We start from the raw sequence: 18,023 nt of genomic DNA on the forward strand, positions 1-18,023 counted from the left end.
CGGGTCGCCCGGGGCGGGCAGGGGCGGCGGCCTCAGGTCCAGGGTGTGGCGACGAGCCGGATCCGCGCGTCGCGGCCGACGAGGGGTGCGGCGGTGGTGGGAAGGGGGATGTGGGCGACCCAGCGGTCGGGGGTGGGGTCCTCGTCGACACGCGGCTCCCCGGCGACGCTGTGGTCGCGGATGGCGCCGTCGATGTCCGAGTTCCAGGCGGCCCAGATGCCGGGGCCTGCCTCCGGTGTGCCCACGTCGATGACGAGGGTGTCGGAGAAGTCGGCGGTCTGCTCCAGATGGTCGCCGAGGCTGAGGATGCCGTGCCGCTCGCGCAGCGAGATGAGCCGTAGATCGAGGATGAACCGCATGGGCTGGCCTTCGGACTGCCTCAGGCCGCTGTTGAGAAAGGTGGTCGCGAGCGACACCGCGGCCGGTGCCGACGCCGGCGCCTGCGGCCCGTCCGTGGCCGCGTCGAGCTGGATGGGACACCAGTGGGCCGCGAGCCGCTGATGCATCACGACGGGCAGCCCGCGCACCGACAGACCCGTCTCGGCCTGCCACACGAGCCCGTCGTCCCGGCGCAGCCGGTAGTCGACGAGCGAGGCCTCGATCCGGGTGTCCCCGAACAGGAACCGCCGCAGGTTCTGGTACCCCTCCTCGGAGTTGACCATCCCGTAGCGCCCGCTGTGGCTGCGGTGCACGAACGCCCGGTGCGCCCCCGGCACATACGCCCGCTCGATCTGCACGAGCCCGTCGCTGTGCGGCCCGACGGCGGCCGAGGACAGCCCGAAGGCCACGTCGTAGTCGCCCGGGTTGGTGCCGACCAGACAGAAGACCCGCTCCACGGGCAACGCCGCCGGCCCGGTCGGCATCCGACGGGCGTCCCACCCCTCGGGCGGCCCGTCGGGGTCGAGGTCGGCCCGCGGGGTGAGGTACTCGTACATCCGACGAGGGCCGAAGATGTCCGCTCCCTGGACGCCGGTCATGTCCCGGAGCCGCTCCAGCAGCCCGCCGCCGAGGTCGAAGGTGATCCCGCCGTGCGGGGTGCCGTAGGTGAAGAACTTCGCGACACAGCCGGCGTCCCGCCCCCGGTCCGGCAGGACCTTCTGCAGCAGACACCGGCAGATCAGCCCGCCCATGGAGTGGGCGACCAGGAGGACGGCCGGCGCCCCGGTCCTGGCGAGGATCAGATCGATCAGATCCAGCAGGTCGGCGGCGGCGGTCTCCAGCCGGTACTCCTGGGGAGTGCCGCCCCAGGTGGTCGCCGAGCGGTCGTAGAAACGGTGGATCCAGACGGTGTTGGCGGGGATCTCCTCGTGGTGGGCGAGATAGGCCGCCTGGTCCCCCTTGACGAGCAGCTCGTAGCCCTCCTCCCGCAGGAGCCGCAGCAGCGGGCTCTCGAACTGGTGGAAGTGCGGCTGGTTGCCCGCGCCGACACGGATGCGCACGGAGCCCTCGTTGAAGCCGTAGAAGGGGTCGTCCACGGCCTTGTCGATCCCTCGGGTGCCGCCTGCGAAGCCGCGGACGTAGACGAGGGGGAGTCTGCGGGCGTCGTCCACGGCTTGCCTCCGGGCGTCCTGAGTTCTGGGTCCTGGGATCCTGGGTTCACTCCTGCTGTGTCCTGAGTAGAGGAAGACCGGGGCTGCGGCCTCCAGGGAGGGGCCGGAACGGTGACGTGCGGGGCAGACGAGCCCCGGGCCGGTCGGCGCGTCACCCATCGGGAGCAGCCTGCCTGGTGGGACGGAACACAGGCGTGTCGTACTGGACTCCAAGGACCGGGGTCCCGAGAGGGAAGCCACGGAGGCGGAGTCGGAGGCCCGGATGTCGGCGCGGCGGAGGAGGACTCTCGCGTCCTGGCGCGAGCTGCCGCTGACGGTCATCTCTCGTCTGCGCACCCAGCTCGCCCGCGAGGAGTGCCGGGTCGCCGAGGACGACGGCGGTCGGCGCCGGTGCGCGCTCGACGGGGCGAGGCGGCATCTCGACGAGGCCGAGGAGGCGTGCCTGAGCGCGTCGAGGTTCCGGCGCAGATCCGGCACCTTGGAACGCATCTGGTCGAACGTCCGCGCCGCCGACGCCGAGCTGTTCTCCCTCGTGTCCGAGGACGAGGCCCGGGCGAGGACCCCCGAAGTGCTGGGCATGGTGCGGCGCAACCTGTCGGAGCGAAGCCCGCAGCGCAAGGCCGTCGAGGACGTCGCCGCGAAGGTCGAGCACGACGAAGGTCCCCTCACGGCTCAGGACCGGGACACCCTGGTCAGGGCCCAGGTCTTCGCCTACGCGTTTCTGGGCGGCAAGCACCGGCGGGTACGCATCCTGGCGGACCTGCTGTGGTGCCTCACGGCGGCTGTGACGGTGGGGCTGGTCGCGCTCGCGGTGTGGGGCCACACCGACGAGGACACCGTGGACCTGTGCTTCCGCCCCCAGCCGCCCGGCAACAGGGTGGTCTGCCCCACCGGCGAACACGAGGTCCCTCTCGACGGCTCGCCGCCGCTGGCTCGGCCGCCCGACGTCACGGCCGTCGTCACCGCGGACTACGCCAGCTCCCGGGACGTCCTGACCGTGGAGTTCGCGGGGCTCATCGGAGCGGCGCTGACCGTTGTCACGGCACTGCGCCGGATCCAGCCGGACCACGCCACCCAGTACCAGTTCCGTCTGCCGCTCGCCGCGGCGGTACTGAAGTTCCCGCTGGGCGCGCTGTCGGCCGTCGCCGGGATCCTCCTCATCAAGGGGGCCTTCGTGCCGGGTCTGAGCAACCTGGACAGTTCCGCGCAGATCTTCGGCTGGTCGATCGTCTTCGGGGCGGCCCAGCATCTGGTCACCCACATCGTCGACCAGCGGGCGGAGGAGGCGCTGGGCGGGAACCGGAAACCGCCGTAGCGGCACGTCTGACCAGTAACAGCGCGGACTCGATTGACCGCCACCCCCTCCACAACCGCCGATACTCGGCGGTAATGTCGCGCCCCGCCGGACGGAACGAAACCGGCGGGTGAGCGCGAAGGGGCCCTCATGGCGACGGACACGTCTGCGGAGACGGAAGCCTCCGACGACCGCTGGCAGCGTATGTGGAGCCACCGCGAGCAACTGCTCAAGGTGGCCCGGCGCAGGTCGATGAGTGCGGAGGACGCCGAGGACGCGGTGCACGAGGCGATGCTGCGTGCCGCCGAGCGCCCCGACCTGGACGACCAGCGGCTGGCCGCGTGGCTGACGACGGTGACGATGCGGCTGTGTGTCGACCGGTACCGGCAGGTGAACCGTGAGGCCGAGGTGCGCACCAGTCCCACCCTTCTCGCCCCCGGTCCCGTGCCCGTCGAGGAGGCCGTGTGCGACCGGGCCGAGGCGAAGTGGCTGGCGGTGCGCAGCGATGAGCTGCCCGCGCGGCAGGCCGAGGCGCTGCGGCTGAAGTCGCAGGACCTGGACGTCGGCCAGGTCGCCGTCCGGATGGGGCTGAGCTACCGGACCGTCGAGTCGCTGCTGGCCCGGGCGCGCCGCACGCTGCGGCAGTCGCTGGCCGCGACACTCGGGTGCGCGCTGTTCCTCATCGGGTGGGGGCGACCGCGGGGCGGCGGCAGGGTGCAGGCGGTAGGGGTGGCCTCGACGGCGGCGACGCTGGCGGTGGCGGGGTTCGTGCTGCCGTACGCGCTCGATGGGGGCGGGGACGGGGGCGGTACGGCGCCTCGGCCGGCCGTCGCCTCGCCGGGCGCGGAGGCGCTGCGGCCGGATGGGAGCGGTGCGGGCCCAACGCCTCGAGGGAACGCCCCCGGGGCCACTGCGGCGACCGCGGCCGAGCGTGGGGCGAGCGGGGAGCCGTCCGGCGAATCGTTCCTCCCGCTGTCCGTGCCCTCGCTGCCGAAGGCGTCGGTGCCGGATGTGCCGGTGCCCGAGGTATCGCTGCCGGACGTCCCCGTGTCGCCGCTGCCGGTGCTGTCGGCGCCCGAGGTCCCCGTTCCGGAGGTGCCCGGTGTGCCGGCGGTGCCCGAGGCAACGGAGCTGCCCGAGGCAACGGAGCTGCCCGAGGCAACGGAGCTGCCCGAGGCTTCGGAGCTGCCCGAAGTCCCCGACCTGCCGGGCACCCCCTCCGCCTCGCTCCCCGTTCCGACGGCCACCTCACTGCCGTAGATCCACGCAAACCCGGCACCTCGGATCCCGCCGAAAAAAGTCCGGCTCGGAAACGACGGACGCCCCGCCCCTCCCCGTAGAGCAGATGTCAGAGCTGCTCCACGGGCACGGGCCGAAGGGTGGGACCGGATGGGTGTCGAGATCTGTGTGGAAGGGCTGACCAAGTCCTTCGGTCACCAGGTCATCTGGCAGGACGTCTCGCTGACGCTGCCCGCCGGGGAGGTCTCGGTCATGCTCGGCCCCTCGGGCACGGGCAAGTCGGTGTTCCTCAAGACGCTCGTCGGACTGCTGAAGCCGGAGCGCGGGTCCGTGAAGATCGCCGGCCGGGACATCACCAGGCTCCGTGAGCACGACCTGCACGAGGTGCGGAAGCTGTTCGGCGTGCTGTTCCAGGACGGCGCGCTGTTCGGTTCGATGAACCTGTACGACAACATCGCCTTCCCGCTGCGCGAGCACACCCGTAAGTCCGAGAGCGAGATCCGGCGCATCGTGCTGGAGAAGATGGACATGGTCGGGCTGATCGGGGCGGAGGAGAAGCTGCCCGGCGAGATCTCCGGCGGCATGCGGAAGCGGGCGGGGCTGGCGCGGGCGCTCGTCCTCGATCCCGAGATCATCCTCTTCGACGAGCCCGACTCCGGCCTCGACCCGGTCCGCGTCGCCTACCTCAATCAACTCATCGTCGACCTCAACGCCCAGATCGACGCGACCTTCCTGATCGTCACGCACGACATCGCCTCCGCCCGCCAGGTGCCGGACAACATCGGGCTGCTGTTCCGCCGCGAGCTGGTGATGTTCGGGCCGCGCGAGGAGCTGCTGACCAGCGAAGAGCCGGTCGTACGGCAGTTCCTGAACGGCCGGATGCAGGGCCCGATCGGCATGGCGGAGGAGAAGGACGCCGCCCAGGTCGAGCAGGAGCTGGCCGCTCTCGGCGACGGCGGCGGCAAGGGCACACGGTCTCCCGGCAGTCAGACCCTGACTCCCCGCCTGCTGCCGGGCCCCGGCATCCACCGGCCACCGCGCTGGGAGGCCATCGCCCGGCGCGAGGCCGCGCTGCACCAGGAGACGGTGGTCGACGCATGAGCCTGTCACCGGTCGGAGCGCTGCGGCACTCGGGAAGCCTGTTCGCGATGGCGCTGGACGTCTTCCGGACGATCCCCCGGCGGCCGTTCCAGGTACGGGAGTTCATCCAGCAGGCCTGGTTCATCGCGAGCGTCACCATCCTGCCCACCGCCCTCGTCTCCATCCCCTTCGGAGCGGTCATCGCGCTGCAGATCGGCAGCCTGACCCGCCAGCTCGGCGCCCAGTCCTTCTCCGGTGCCGCCTCGGTGCTGGCCGTGCTCCGTGAGGCCTCGCCCATCGTGACCGCGCTGCTCATCGCGGGCGCCGGCGGCACGGCGATCTGCGCCGACCTCGGGGCCCGGAAGATCCGCGACGAGATCGACGCGATGCAGGTGCTGGGCATCGACCCCATCCACCGCCTCGTCGTCCCGCGCGTGCTGGCGTCGATGCTGGTGGCGGTGCTGCTCAACGGCCTGGTGTCGGTGGTCGGGGTGGCGGGCGGCTACTTCTTCAACGTCGTCCTGCAGAACGGCACTCCGGGCGCCTACCTCGCCTCCTTTACCACCCTGGCCCAGCTGTCCGACCTGTGGGCGGCCGAGATCAAGGCACTCGTCTTCGGCGCCATCGCGGCGATCGTCGCCTCGTACAAGGGACTGACCGCGAAGGGCGGCCCGAAGGGTGTGGGCGACGCGGTGAACCAGTCGGTGGTGATCACCTTCATGTTGCTGTTCGTGACGAACTTCGTGATGACCGCGGTGTACTTCCAGGTCGTCCCGCAGAGGGGTTGAGGCATGGCTCTGTTGCGAAGCCTGGAGGAGCTGGGCCGCCAACTCTCCTTCTACGGCCGCTCGTTGGCGTGGACCGGCCGCACGCTGCGCCGCTACAAGAAGGAGATCCTGCGGCTGCTCGCCGAGGTGAGCTTCGGGCGCGGGGCGCTGGCGGTGGTGGGCGGCACGGTCGGCGTGATCGCCTTCCTGTCCTTCTTCACCGGCACCGAGGTCGGCCTCCAGGGCTACGCCGCCCTCAACCAGCTCGGCACGTCCAACTTCGTGGCGTTCCTCTCGGCGTACTTCAACACCCGCGAGATCGCCCCGCTGGTGGCCGGACTCGCCCTGTCCGCGACCGTCGGCGCGGGCTTCACGGCCCAGCTCGGCGCGATGCGGATCAGCGAGGAGACCGACGCGCTGGAGGTCATGGGCGTGCCCTCGCTGCCGTTCCTGGTGACGACACGGATGATCGCCGGGTTCGTGGCGGTGATCCCGCTGTACGTGGTCGGCCTGCTGTCGTCGTACCTCGCCGCCCGCACGATCACCACCGGCTACTACGGCCAGTCGGCCGGCACCTACGACCACTACTTCCAGCAGTACCTGCCCCCGGTGGACGTGCTGTGGTCCTTCGGCAAGGTGCTCGTCTTCGCCGTCCTGATCATCCTGGTGCACTGCTTCTACGGCTACTACGCGAGCGGCGGCCCGGCGGGCGTCGGCGTGGCCGTGGGCCGTGCGGTGCGGACCTCGATCGTGGCGATCAACGTCCTGGACTTCTTCCTGTCGCTGGCGATCTGGGGCGCCAGCACGACCGTACGGATAGCGGGGTGAGCGGCCGGATGAGAACACTTCGACTGCGGTTGTACGGCGTGGTCTTCATCGCCGTACTCGCCCTGCTGCTGTCCCTGTCCGTGGCCGTCTACCAGCAGGCGTTCACGCCGGTCGTCCGGATCACGCTGGAGGCCGACAGCCTCGGCAACCAGCTCGACCCGCGCGCCGACGTCAAGCTGCGCGGCCTGCTGGTCGGCGAGGTGCGCGAGGTGCACGCCGACGGGACGAAGGCGCGGCTCGACATCGCGCTCAAGCCGGAGCACGTCCGGTACATCCCGTCGGACGTGCACGCCCGGCTGCTGCCCAAGACGCTGTTCGGCGAGAAGTACGTCGACCTGGTGCCGCCTTCCGGTTCCTCCGCCCGTCCGATCCGCGCCGGCGACGTCATCACCCAGGACCGCACCCGCGTCGGCATCGAGGTGCAGCAGCTGCTGAACGACCTGCTGCCCCTGCTCCGTACGGTCCAGCCCGGCAAGCTCAACGCCACCCTCTCCGCGTTCGCCACCGCCCTCGAAGGCCGCGGCGACCGCGTCGGCGACAACCTCACACGCCTGGAGGCCTACCTGAGCCGCCTCAACCCCCATCTGCCCGCCCTCACCGAGGACATCGCCCGCTTCGCCGAGGTCGCCGAGACATACGGCGACGCGGCGCCCGACCTGATGGCGATCCTGCGTAACACCGTCACCACCAGCCGCACGATCGTCGAGCAGAAGGACCGGCTGGCGGCGGCGCTGAAGACCACGGCGACCGTAGCGGGCACCGCGGAGGACTTCCTCGACGCGAACGGCGGCCGGCTGATCACCCTCGGCCGGGTCTCCCGCCCGACGCTGGAGCTGTTCGCCCGCTACTCCCCCGAGTACCCCTGTCTGCTGGCCGGGTTGGTCCGGCAGGAGAAGGCCTCGGAGGAGGCGTTCCGGGGCGGGAAGATGCACATCACGCTGGAGGTCGTACGGCCGCAGGGGGCGTACGAGCCGGGTGAGGAGCCGCGTTACGGCGCGCGGTCGGGGCCCGACTGCCGTGACCTGCCGCATCCGCCGGTGCCGGCGCCCGGGGCGCACCTCGACGACGGTTCGAAGGCGGCGAGCTCTGCCTCGGTTCCGGGCGGGGTGTCCGCAACCCGGGCCGAGCAGCGGGCGGTCGGTTCGCTCGTGGCGCCGGTGCTCGGCGTGCCCTCCGACGAAGTGCCGCCGGTCGCGACCCTGCTGTTCGGGCCGTTGGCGCGCGGGACGGCGGTGAGTGTGGCATGAGTCGTACGAGAGCCATGGGCGCCCGGCAGACCACCGCCCCGCTGATCAAGTTCAGCCTCTTCGCGCTGGTTACGGTGCTGGCGACGGCCCTGCTCGCGGCCACCATCGTGAACATCTCCTTCACCCCGGAGCACGAGTACCGCGCGGTGTTCAGCGACGTCACCGGCCTGGAGGAGGGCGACGACATCCGGGTGGCCGGGGTGCGGGTCGGCGAGGTCGAGGGCATCCGGATCAAGGACCGGACGCTGGCCGAGGTCACCTTCACGGTCAGTGAGGACCGGCCGCTGCTCACCGGCACGGGCGCGGTCATCCGGTACCGCAACCTGGTCGGACAGCGGTACGTCGCGCTGACGGAGGGCACGGGAGACGGCACCCGGCTGCTGCGGCCGGGCGCGACGATCCCGTTGGCGCGCACGCAACCGGCGTTGGACCTCAACGCCCTGCTGAACGGCTTCAAGCCGCTGTTCGCCGCGCTCAGTCCGAAGGACGTCAACCAGCTCGCCACCGAGATCATCAAGACCCTCCAGGGCGAGGGCGGCACGGTGAACAGCCTCCTCGTGCACACGGCGTCCCTCACCTCGACGCTGGCCGGCCGCGACAAGCTGATCGGCTCGGTGATCGACAACCTCAACACCGTGCTGGCGACGCTGGACAAGCGGGGCGCCCGCTTCTCCGGGCTGCTGAAGCAGCTGCGCCGGGTGATCTCCGGGCTGTCCGCCGACCGCAAGCCCATCGGGGAGTCCCTGGTGAGCATCGGCGACCTGACGAAGGCGACCTCGGGCCTGCTGAAGGACGCACGCCCACCTCTCAAGGACGACATCGCCGAGCTGACCGAGCTCACCGGAACGCTGAACGACAACGAGGAGACCGTGGAGGGCGTGCTGAAGCGGCTGCCGAACAAGCTGAACGAGCTGACGGGGACGGCGTCCTACGGCTCGTGGTTCAACTTCTATCTGTGTGACTTCGACGGCCGGATCGTCCTCCCGAAGACGGAGTCGACGTCACAGCAGGTGCTCACGCCCGACCTGCATGTGGCGAGGGCGAGGTGCGGGGCATGAGCCGCATGAGCCGCATGAGCCGCATGAGCCGTAAGAAGCGTCGCCCCGAGCCGCTGTTCAAGGTGCGCGTCGAGCCGCCGCGCATCCCGCTCCCCCGCATCCGCCGCCCCCACCTCGGCCCCTTCCGCGAGCGCAACGCCGTCGTCATCGGCGCGGTCGGCCTCACCGTCCTCGCCCTGCTGACGGCGGCCGCCTTCAACGCCGACCGCCTCCCGGTCATCGGCGACGGCGACACGTACAGCGCGGCGTTCGCGGAGGCGGGCGGGCTCAAGCCGGGTGACGAGGTGCGGATCGCCGGGGTCAAGGTCGGCAAGGTCCAGGAGGTCGACCTGGACGGCGACCACGTCAAGGTCACCTTCAAGATCAAGGGCGAGCCGGGGTTCGGGACGGAGACCGGCGCGTCGATCAGGGTCAAGACGATCCTGGGCGCGAAGTACCTGGCCCTGCACCCGAAGGGGAAGGGCCAGTTGGAGCCGGGCAGCGAGATCCCGCTGCGGCGCACGGTCCCCGCGTACGACGTCGTACAGGCCTTCAGCGACCTCACGACCACGACGGAGAAGGTCGACACTGACCGCGTGGCGAAGGCCCTGGACACGATCTCGGCCACCTTCGAGGACTCCCCCGCGGAGGTACGGGCATCCATCAAGGGCCTGTCGCAGATCTCCCGGACGGTGGCCTCCCGCGACAAGGCACTGCGCGAGCTGCTCGACCACGCGAACGGCGTCACGGGCGTCCTCGCCGACCGGTCGTCGGACTTCACGACCCTGGTCAGGGACGGCGACAAGCTGTTCAAGGAGATCAGCAGGCGGCGCGAGGCGATCCACACCCTGCTGAAGAGCTCCGCCGCCCTCGGCATCCAGCTCTCCGGCCTGGTCCAGGACAACGACAAGGAGATCGGGCCGGCGCTCAAGGGCCTGAACCGCGTGGTGGAGATGCTCGAACGCAACCAATCAAGCCTGGACCGGAGCATCAAGCTCCTCGCGCCCTATGTGCGGCTCTTCACCAACACTCTCGGCAACGGCCGCTGGTTCGACTCCTACGTCCAGAACCTGGTCGCCGCTCCGGTGGTGCCGCGGACGCGGACGGGAGGTTCGCGGTGAGCAACCGTTGGAGGAAGCGCGCGGCTCTGCTGACCGCCCTGGTCCTGGTCGCCGCGCTCAGCTACGTCCTGTGGCCGCGCCCGGAGCCGGTCCGTGTCACGGCGTACTTCCCGCGCACGGTCGGCATCTACCCCGGCTCGGACGTCCGCGTCCTCGGCGTCCGGATCGGCGAGGTCAAGGAGATCACGCCGGAGGGCGGCCGGGTGCGGGTGGAGCTGGAGTACGACGCCGGCCGCAAGGTCCCGGCGGACGCGCAGGCGGCCATCATCAACTCCTCGGTGGTCAGCGACCGTTACGTCCAGTTGCTGCCGGTGTACCGGGGCAGCGGTCCGCTGCTGCGGGACGGTGACGAGATCCCCGAGTCGCGCACGGCCGTACCCGTCGAACTGGACCGTGTCTTCGACAGCCTCCACACCACGGCCGAGGCGCTCGGCCCGGACGGCGCCAACAAGGACGGATCCCTGTCCCGGCTGCTCGGGGTGAGCGCGGACAACCTCGACGGTCAGGGCGAGAACCTGCACCAGACGGTGGAGGACCTGTCGGCGGCGGTCACCACCCTCTCCGACGGCCGCACGGACCTGTTCGGCACGGTCCGCAACCTTCAGGTCTTCACGGCGGCGCTGGCGGCCGACGACAAGAGCGTGCGGTCGTTCAACAGCAGCCTGGCGAAGGTCGCCGGTCAACTGGCTGCCGAGCGCAAGGACTTGGCGGCGGCGCTGAAGAACCTGGGGACGGCGCTCGGCGACGTGTCGGCCTTTGTTCAGCGGAACAAGAAGTCACTCACCTCGAACGTGGAGGGCCTGAGCAAGGTGACCAAGGTGCTCGTCACCCAACGGGCGGCGCTGGAGGAGCTGTTGGAGGTGGCCCCGACCGGCATGTCGAACCTGAACAACGCCTACAACCCGTCGGCCGGCACCCTCGACACCCGCAACAACGCCGACCAGGCGCAGGACCCGGCGTCGCTGCTCTGCTCGATCCTGCGGACGACGGGCGAGAAGACCGACTGCCGGGACCTGAAGGAGCTCTTCGACTCCCTGCCCGAGGTGCCGCAGGGCGGCCCGGCGGTCACGGGCACGGTCGACCGCACGCTGGGCGGCATTCTGGGGGCGAGGGCATGAGGGGGATACCGCGCAAGGGCGGGGCGCTCGCCTGGGCGGCGGTCGGTTCTCTGTTGCTCTCCGGCTGCGAGTTCAACGGCTGGTACGACGTCCGGCTCCCCGGCGGGGCCGCCTCGGACGGCAACGCGTACCACGTCACCGTCGAGTTCCGTGACGTACTGGACCTGGTGCCGCAGTCGGCGGTGAAGGTCAACAACGTGACGGTCGGCGCGGTCGAGAAGGTGGAGCTGGCCGGCTGGCACGCGCGCGTACGTCTCCGGGTCGCGGACTCGGTGAAGCTGCCGGCCAACGCGACGGCGGAACTTCACCAGACCAGCATGCTCGGCGAGAAGTACGTCGCGCTGTCGAGGCCGGCGGGCACGGCACCGGTCGGCCGCCTCACCGACGGCGACGTGATCCCCCTCTCCCGCAGCGGCCGCAACCCGGAGATCGAGGAGGTGCTGTCCGCACTGTCGGCCCTGCTCAACGGCGGCGGAGTGGCCCAGCTGAAGACGATCACCGTCGAGCTGAACAAGGCGTTGGAGGGCCGCGAGAACCGGGTGAAGTCCCTGCTGAAGGAGCTGAACGTGTTCCTGGGCGGCCTGGACAAGCAGAAGAAGGACATCGTCCGGGCCCTGAAGGCGGTGGACCGGCTCGCCGGGCGCCTCGGCAAGGAGAAGACGACCATCGCCGAGGCGGTGGAGGACATGCCACCGGCCCTCAAGGTCCTGGCCGACCAGCGGCGCGACCTGACGCGCATGCTCACCGAGCTGTCGAAGCTCGGCAGGACGGGCTCCAAGGTGGTCAACGCCTCGCACGACGACACGGTCGCCAACCTCAAGCAGCTCCGCCCGATCCTGCGACAGCTCAACAAAGCGGGCGACGATCTCCCCAACTCCCTTGAACTGCTGACGACTTACCCCTTCCCGCGCAACGCGGTGGACGCGATCAAGGGCGACTACGTGAACCTCCACATCACCGCGGACCTGGATCTGGCTGGGATCTACGGCAACTTGACGAAGAAGCCGGGCGACGGCGACGGAGACGGGAAGGGGGAGGGGGAGGACGAGGGGCCGGAGCTTCCCGGGACCCCCGACCTCCCGGACGTACCGGATCTCCCGCAGGTGCCGGGCCTACCGACGCCCACGACGCTGCCGAGCACGCCGTCGTCGCCCTCCTCCCCGTCCGTCGGCGACGACCCGCTGTGCCCACCGGTGTGCACGGCCGGCTACGCCACCGGGGGCGACTGGCCCGAGGGGATCGACCTCGCACTCGCCGAGCTGATGCTGAAGGGGGTCCAGCCGTGATCACCCGTACGGTCAAGGTCCAACTGCTGGCCTTCGTCACGATCACCGCGGTCGGGGTGGCCTACGTGGGCGCCGAGTACACGGGGCTGGTGGACGACGTCCTGGACCGCGGCTACACGGTCCGCGCGGACTTCCCCGACTCCGGCGGCGTCTTCCCCGGCGCGGAGGTGACGTATCGCGGTGTGCCGGTGGGCAGGGTCGGAGCGCTGCACCTGACGGGGGCCGGCTCCGACGGTGTCTCGGTCGCCCTGGAGATCGAGGACGGCGCACCACGCATCCCGGCGGACACGCTGGCGGTGGTGGCGAACCGCTCGGCGGTGGGCGAACAGTACGTGGACCTGCAGCCGCGCACCTCCCACGGCCCGTACCTGCTGGACGGCAGCAGCATCGAGCGCCGGAACACCCGCGTGCCGCTCCCGACGACGGACCTGGTCCTCAGCCTGGACCGCCTGGTCAACTCGGTCGGCAAGAAGGACCTGCGGATCACCGTGGACGAGCTGGAGAAGGCGTTCGCGGGAACGGGCCCGAACCTGAGCCGCCTGGTGGACTCGGGGAACGAGCTGATCGAGTCGGCGTCGGAGGCACTGCCGGAGACGATCGACCTGATCGAGGACTCGCGGACGGTCCTGAAGACGCAAGCGGACCAGGGCTCATCGATCAAATCGTTCGCACGTGACCTGGCCTTGCTCTCCGCCCAGCTGAAGAAGAGCGACGGCGACCTGCGCAAGCTGATCGGCAATGCCCGTCCGGCGGCGCAGGAGGTGAACTCGCTGCTGAAGTCTGTGGGCCCCGAGCTGTCGGTCCTGCTCGCGAACCTGATCAGCGGCGGCCAGGTGACCCTGGCCCGCCTGCCCGGCGTGGAACAGGCCCTGGTCACCTTCCCGGTGATGGTGGCGGGCAGCTACACGGTCATCCCCGGCGACGGCACGACCCACTTCGGCCTGGTGGTGAACGCCGACGACCCGCCGGCCTGCACCCAGGGCTACGGCACACCCCGCCGCGACCCGGCGGACACGAGCACGCGCGAGGCGAACACGGGGGCTCGTTGCACACTCCCGCGCGGCAGTGAGTCGTCGGTGAGGGGCGCCCAGAACGCCCCAGGCGCTTCCGCCACCTCCGGTGGCTCGAACCGGGCGACCTACGTCACCCCGTACGACCCGGAGACCGGCACCACCACCGGCCCGGACGGAACGTCCGTCCAGATCGGCTCGACGGGCGGCCAACGGACGGTATTCGGAAAGGAGTCGTGGCAATGGCTACTGGTTGGACCGATGGCATGAGCAGAAGGACGGCCCTGTCGGTGGGGCTGGCGACGGCGACCGTCGTCACCACCGCGCTGACGATCTGGCTGACTCTCGGCGTCATGGACCAGCGCGAGGCGGACCACCGCCGCCAGGACATCCTGGCCGCGGCCCGCCAGTCAGCACTGAACTTCACCTCGCTCGACTACCGCCACTACGACCGCGACAGCGCGAACGTCCTGTCGAGCGCGACCGGCGACTTCAAGAAGCAGTTCACGGCGCAGACAAGGCAACTGACGGAACTGGTGGCGGCGAACAAGTCCGTATCCGAGGGCCAGGTCCTGGAGGCAGGCATCGTCCGCTCCGACGAGAACTCGGCCCGCGTGCTGGTGGTGGCCGACAGCAAGGTGACGAACACGGCGGTGCCTCGGGGAGAGGCGCGCACGTACCGCCTCCAGCTGGACCTGCTGTACCGGGACGGCCGCTGGCTGACATCGGACGTCGAGTTCGTCGGCTGACCGGCACGCACCACCACTGAGGAGTACGACTGATGGCGAAGACGACGACTGCCCGGCGCACGATGACGGCGGCGGCCCGCGCGGCGGCCAAGCGAGCGGAACGCAGCCACCGCGAAGTCGATCCGCCCGGCCCGCTCGACGGCGGCCATGCCGCTGTCGACGGCGGCCTCCGGGTCGACCCGGACCCGGTGGCGACCGTCGCGGGCCGCACCGTTCTCATCGAGGCCCCGAAGAACGGCTGGCAGGACCCACCGGAGCCGTCGCCGGAGGCCTTCGAGGAGGACGACGCGGCGGAGGAGCGGGGCACTCCCGGCCACCGAAGGCTGCTCACGGCCCTGCTCGGCGTCCTGCTGGTGGCGGGCCTGGTCGCGGTGGCCGTACTGGGGTGGCAGTACTGGGAGGCGCGACGAACGGAGACGGCTCGCAACGAGGCGGTGGCGGCGGCGCGGAAGGCGACTCCCGTCGTCCTGTCCTACGACTACCGCCACCTGGACCGGGACTTCACCCGCGCCCGGGCCCATCTGACGGGCGACTTCCGCGACGAGTACGGCAAGACCACGAAGACGGTGGTGGCGCCGACGGCGAAGAAGTACCACGGCGTGGTGAAGGCGACTGTCGCCGCCCCGGCCTCCGGCGGCTCCCCGGCGGCGTCGGTCGTCTCGGCGTCCCCGGACAAGGTCGTGGTCCTGCTGTTCGTCAACCAGGTCACGCAGAGCACGCAGGTTTCGGGGTCCAGGGTGGACCTGAACCGGGTGCGGGTGACGATGGAGGACACGGACGACGGCTGGAAGGTGAGCGCGGTGGACGCGCTCTGAGGCACGCTCTGTATGTGCCGGACGTACCGGATGCGCCGGATGCGCCGGATATGCCGGACGGTCAGTACCGGATCTCGATCGCGCGTCCGCCCTCCGCGTCAACCTCGAACATCTCGGAGATCTCGGACAAGTCAGATGTCTCGGGAATCCGGGCCGCGACGCCCAGCGCGATCCGGTGTGCCGACCAGGCCGCCGCGGCGGCGTCCAGAACATCATCGGCGGGAACCCGATCCGCCTCGCCGAGTTCGTCCGGCAGCGTGATCCCGGCCGCGTCCAGCAGGCGGCGACGCTCGTTCTGGCCGCGCCAGGTCTTCTTGGCGTAGGCCAACGGCACGCCACCGGCCAGCGCGCAGAAGGACACCTCCGGGTGCACCTCATGGATCCGCTCATCGGCGAGCCAGCACGCCCGTGCCTCAAGCAGCTTCGGAGCCAGCGCCCACGCCTGCTTGCTCAGCCGCTGACCGGTGAGCTCATGACATCGATCGCCGGCCGCCACATAGTCCGGCTCCTGCCAGGCCGCCCGCGGCGCCACGAGGAAGACACTGCTGCGCCGCACGTGTAGCAGCGCCCTCGCTCCAAGATCCGCGGCCCGCCATCCCTTCTCGACGAGCCCGAGCGGCATGTCCACGGCGATCGTCCCCACCCCGGCGGCACGCTCGATCAGCGCATCGAGCCGGGCATCCACCAGACCGCCCACATACGCGCCGTCCGTGAGCCCGACCCCAACCCATCCCTGCTTGCCACAGGCGTCGATCCCCAGGACATCCATGCCGCCTCGTCTCTCGCGCAGGATCGGTGCGGAGGCTCATCGTACGGAACACATTTTCTCCACCAGTTCGCGCAACCCTTTCCACATCTGGAGAGTCCGCGTCTACATGCACACGCACGCCTTGGACGCGCAGGCCCAACCAGGTCAACCCACCCCGCCCTCGGACCACGGCCCGCGCCACCCGGCAAAGACGTCGGACGGAACCTCGGCATGAGACACAAGGACGAAGGCGAGATCAAGCACGCACTCGGAATCGACTCCGGGAGAAACCTCTCCAAAGACAAGATGATGAGGTTCGCGGCCATGATGCCCGACATGGGCACCGAGATGGCCCTGAAAATCGTCGAACCGTCAGGAACACGTCCATCGGGCTTTTCAGGATTTCAGGGACACCCTCAAGAACGAACTCGACAAGGGCGACCTGACCTGGGAACAACGATGGAAAATCATCGTGAAGGTGGTACTCGGTACCGCCGCAGTCGCCTTGGGTGTGGCTTTCGTCGGCGGCAGGATCATGGCTGAAGACAGTCCCCGATGATTCCCTGGAAGCCTGACGTTGATTCTTCACCAGAATCCCAGACGCCCCATCCCCTGAGCGAGCCCCAATTGACCGACCCCACAACCCGACTGCGGGACGGCATCACCCTCGCCCCACGGTCGCCCGCAGAGATACGCGCCGAACGCCGCCGCATCATCGAGTCCATCCGCGCCCTCCGCCGCCTCCTCGACAAGCGCCGCACCTTCGAGGTGGCCGACCGCCGCCGCCTGAACCGCGAGGCAGGTGACCGCGGTCGCGCGGAAGCCGCCCACGCGGAGGAAGTGCGCCGCATCGAGGAGAAGCAGGCCCGGCAAGAGCGCTCTCTCACCCAGGGCTTGGACAGTCTGGACGGCAGGCGGGAGCAGCAGGAGACACAAGCCCTTGCCGTGCTACGCCGTGAGTTCGTCGAGCGGCGGCTCAGGAACACGCCTCTCACCGTGAGCGAGCTGAACGGCTTCGGCACCGGACTGATCCGCGACCTCGCCGCCCAAGGCATCAGCACGGCAGCCGACTTCACGGGAGTGACCTGGGGCAGGGCACCGAACGGCAAGGGCGGCAACGTCCTCTACATCCACCGCGCGGACGGCCACCGGATTCACGTCAACGGCATCGGCCAGCACCGGAGCGGCCCGCTCATGGAGTGGCGCCAAGCCGCCCTCGCCCGCGCCGAAGCCCGTGCCCCACGCACGCTTCCCCCGGACGAGCGTCACCGTATCTCGGAGATCATCAAGGCCGAACGCACCCGCCTACGCAAGGAGTTGTCCAAGGCCTCCCTCACCGCGGAGAACGCCCACATCCAGGCAACCCGACGCCACACCGAGGCCCTCGAACTCCTCGCCGCCTCCGAGCAGGAAGCCGCCCGCCTCGCCGCAGAACGCAGAGCCGAGTTCGACGCGATGGCTGAGCAACTCCTAGCCCTTCAGTCGGAACTCTCCGCCCACATGGACCGGCACGGCGACGTGGGCCGCAGTATCCGCCGCGCCCAGCGCCGCGCGCTCCGACCGGTCTCCGCCCTCCCCGCGATTCCTACTCCCCGCGCGCAGGCCGACCTCACGAGGAAGTCGGACTCGACTCCCGCTCCCTCCCCTGCCCCTGCCCCTGCGGCCACCGCCCGCGCAAGCCTCGCCTGGCTGCTGCCGATCCTCTACTTCGGCTTCACCACAGTCGTAGGCGTGGGCGAATTGGCAGGGAACACCGCTCCCCTCGGACTTGTGATCACGTCCCGGCTCTTCGCCCTCGCGACCACCGCGGAGCTGCTCCGCCTCTGGATCCCCCGCAGGCGCCGGCAGACGCAAGACTCCATGCCCTCCGGAACCGGCTGGCAAGCCACCGGGATGTTCCTCGCCCTGGCCGCAGCGGGCATGTTCGCGGACGAGAAGTCCGACGTGTTCGGGGCCGCCTGCGTCGTCTCCGTACTCGCAGCGCTGCTGCTCCTGGCCGGAACCGGCCTGCGTATCCGCCCCCCCCCCCCCCCCCCCCCCCCCCCACCAAGCACCACCCAGTTTTAAAAAAACCACCCCCCCACCCCGGAACCCCCCCCCCCCAAAACCAAACCCCCCAAACCCTTTTTAAAAA

17 protein-coding genes are annotated in these 18,023 nt (G+C 70.2%); 15 read left to right on the forward strand and 2 right to left on the reverse strand.

The genetic code is table 11. The features are described from left to right. Positions 1 to 32 precede the first annotated feature (32 nt). The gene (locus tag L0P92_RS21510) at positions 33 to 1,550 is read right to left on the reverse strand and encodes an esterase/lipase family protein (protein WP_234764436.1); all 1,518 of its coding nucleotides are present in this window, start codon (positions 1,548 to 1,550) and stop codon (positions 33 to 35) included. 262 nt (positions 1,551 to 1,812) lie between these two features. Here L0P92_RS21510 and L0P92_RS21515 point away from each other — a divergent pair, with 262 nt between their 5' ends. The 13 genes from L0P92_RS21515 to L0P92_RS21575 all read left to right on the forward strand — a co-directional run bounded on the left by L0P92_RS21515 (position 1,813) and on the right by L0P92_RS21575 (position 15,141). Then, positions 1,813 to 2,865 (forward strand): hypothetical protein, encoded by a 1,053-nt coding sequence (locus L0P92_RS21515; RefSeq protein ID WP_234764437.1) that lies wholly within the window; start codon positions 1,813 to 1,815, stop codon positions 2,863 to 2,865. 129 nt (positions 2,866 to 2,994) lie between these two features. Beyond that, complete coding sequence (locus L0P92_RS21520; RefSeq protein WP_234764438.1) at positions 2,995 to 4,104, forward strand: RNA polymerase sigma factor; 1,110 nt, start codon at positions 2,995 to 2,997, stop codon at positions 4,102 to 4,104. A 129-nt stretch (positions 4,105 to 4,233) separates the two neighbouring features. Further along, the gene (locus L0P92_RS21525; RefSeq protein WP_234764439.1) at positions 4,234 to 5,184 is read left to right on the forward strand and encodes an ABC transporter ATP-binding protein; all 951 of its coding nucleotides are present in this window, start codon (positions 4,234 to 4,236) and stop codon (positions 5,182 to 5,184) included. After that, positions 5,181 to 5,951, forward strand: coding sequence for an MlaE family ABC transporter permease (locus L0P92_RS21530; protein WP_234764440.1), 771 nt, complete (start codon positions 5,181 to 5,183; stop codon positions 5,949 to 5,951). The genes L0P92_RS21525 and L0P92_RS21530 overlap by 4 nt, the downstream gene beginning before the upstream one ends. 3 nt (positions 5,952 to 5,954) lie before the next feature. Then, positions 5,955 to 6,758, forward strand: coding sequence for an MlaE family ABC transporter permease (locus L0P92_RS21535; protein WP_234764441.1), 804 nt, complete (start codon positions 5,955 to 5,957; stop codon positions 6,756 to 6,758). An 8-nt stretch (positions 6,759 to 6,766) separates the two neighbouring features. Then, the gene (locus L0P92_RS21540) at positions 6,767 to 8,005 is read left to right on the forward strand and encodes an MCE family protein (RefSeq protein ID WP_234764442.1); all 1,239 of its coding nucleotides are present in this window, start codon (positions 6,767 to 6,769) and stop codon (positions 8,003 to 8,005) included. Continuing rightward, complete coding sequence (locus tag L0P92_RS21545) at positions 8,002 to 9,063, forward strand: MCE family protein (RefSeq protein ID WP_234764443.1); 1,062 nt, start codon at positions 8,002 to 8,004, stop codon at positions 9,061 to 9,063. Before L0P92_RS21540 ends, L0P92_RS21545 begins: the two co-directional genes overlap by 4 nt. Further along, a complete protein-coding gene (locus L0P92_RS21550) occupies positions 9,060 to 10,163 on the forward strand; it encodes an MCE family protein (RefSeq protein ID WP_234764444.1) in 1,104 nt (367 codons plus the stop codon). Before L0P92_RS21545 ends, L0P92_RS21550 begins: the two co-directional genes overlap by 4 nt. Then, complete coding sequence (locus tag L0P92_RS21555; protein ID WP_234764445.1) at positions 10,160 to 11,281, forward strand: MCE family protein; 1,122 nt, start codon at positions 10,160 to 10,162, stop codon at positions 11,279 to 11,281. Before L0P92_RS21550 ends, L0P92_RS21555 begins: the two co-directional genes overlap by 4 nt. After that, the gene (locus L0P92_RS21560; RefSeq protein ID WP_234764446.1) at positions 11,278 to 12,567 is read left to right on the forward strand and encodes an MCE family protein; all 1,290 of its coding nucleotides are present in this window, start codon (positions 11,278 to 11,280) and stop codon (positions 12,565 to 12,567) included. Before L0P92_RS21555 ends, L0P92_RS21560 begins: the two co-directional genes overlap by 4 nt. Next, positions 12,564 to 13,847 (forward strand): MCE family protein, encoded by a 1,284-nt coding sequence (locus L0P92_RS21565; RefSeq protein WP_234764447.1) that lies wholly within the window; start codon positions 12,564 to 12,566, stop codon positions 13,845 to 13,847. Before L0P92_RS21560 ends, L0P92_RS21565 begins: the two co-directional genes overlap by 4 nt. Beyond that, positions 13,844 to 14,326 (forward strand): Rv1363c family protein, encoded by a 483-nt coding sequence (locus tag L0P92_RS21570; protein ID WP_234764448.1) that lies wholly within the window; start codon positions 13,844 to 13,846, stop codon positions 14,324 to 14,326. Before L0P92_RS21565 ends, L0P92_RS21570 begins: the two co-directional genes overlap by 4 nt. A 32-nt stretch (positions 14,327 to 14,358) precedes the next feature. Then, on the forward strand, positions 14,359 to 15,141 hold the full coding sequence (locus tag L0P92_RS21575; protein WP_234764449.1) for an Rv1363c family protein: 783 nt from the start codon (positions 14,359 to 14,361) through the stop codon (positions 15,139 to 15,141). 61 nt (positions 15,142 to 15,202) lie between these two features. Here the strand turns inward: L0P92_RS21575 and L0P92_RS21580 are convergent, their stop codons facing one another. Next, positions 15,203 to 15,910 carry a DUF429 domain-containing protein gene (locus L0P92_RS21580; protein WP_234764450.1) on the reverse strand — a complete coding sequence of 236 codons (708 nt, stop codon included), beginning with the start codon at positions 15,908 to 15,910 and terminating at the stop codon, positions 15,203 to 15,205. A 210-nt stretch (positions 15,911 to 16,120) separates the two neighbouring features. Between L0P92_RS21580 and L0P92_RS21585 the strand changes: the two genes are divergently transcribed. Together L0P92_RS21585 and L0P92_RS21590 are read left to right on the forward strand one after the other, a co-directional pair. Continuing rightward, positions 16,121 to 16,432 carry a hypothetical protein gene (locus L0P92_RS21585; protein WP_234764451.1) on the forward strand — a complete coding sequence of 104 codons (312 nt, stop codon included), beginning with the start codon at positions 16,121 to 16,123 and terminating at the stop codon, positions 16,430 to 16,432. Between the two features lie 84 nt (positions 16,433 to 16,516). After that, the gene (locus L0P92_RS21590) at positions 16,517 to 17,956 is read left to right on the forward strand and encodes a hypothetical protein (RefSeq protein WP_234764452.1); all 1,440 of its coding nucleotides are present in this window, start codon (positions 16,517 to 16,519) and stop codon (positions 17,954 to 17,956) included. Positions 17,957 to 18,023 lie beyond the last annotated feature (67 nt).

Origin of the sequence: Streptomyces muensis (assembly GCF_021474425.1) — a bacterium.
GTDB classification, from domain to species: domain Bacteria; phylum Actinomycetota; class Actinomycetes; order Streptomycetales; family Streptomycetaceae; genus Streptomyces; species Streptomyces muensis.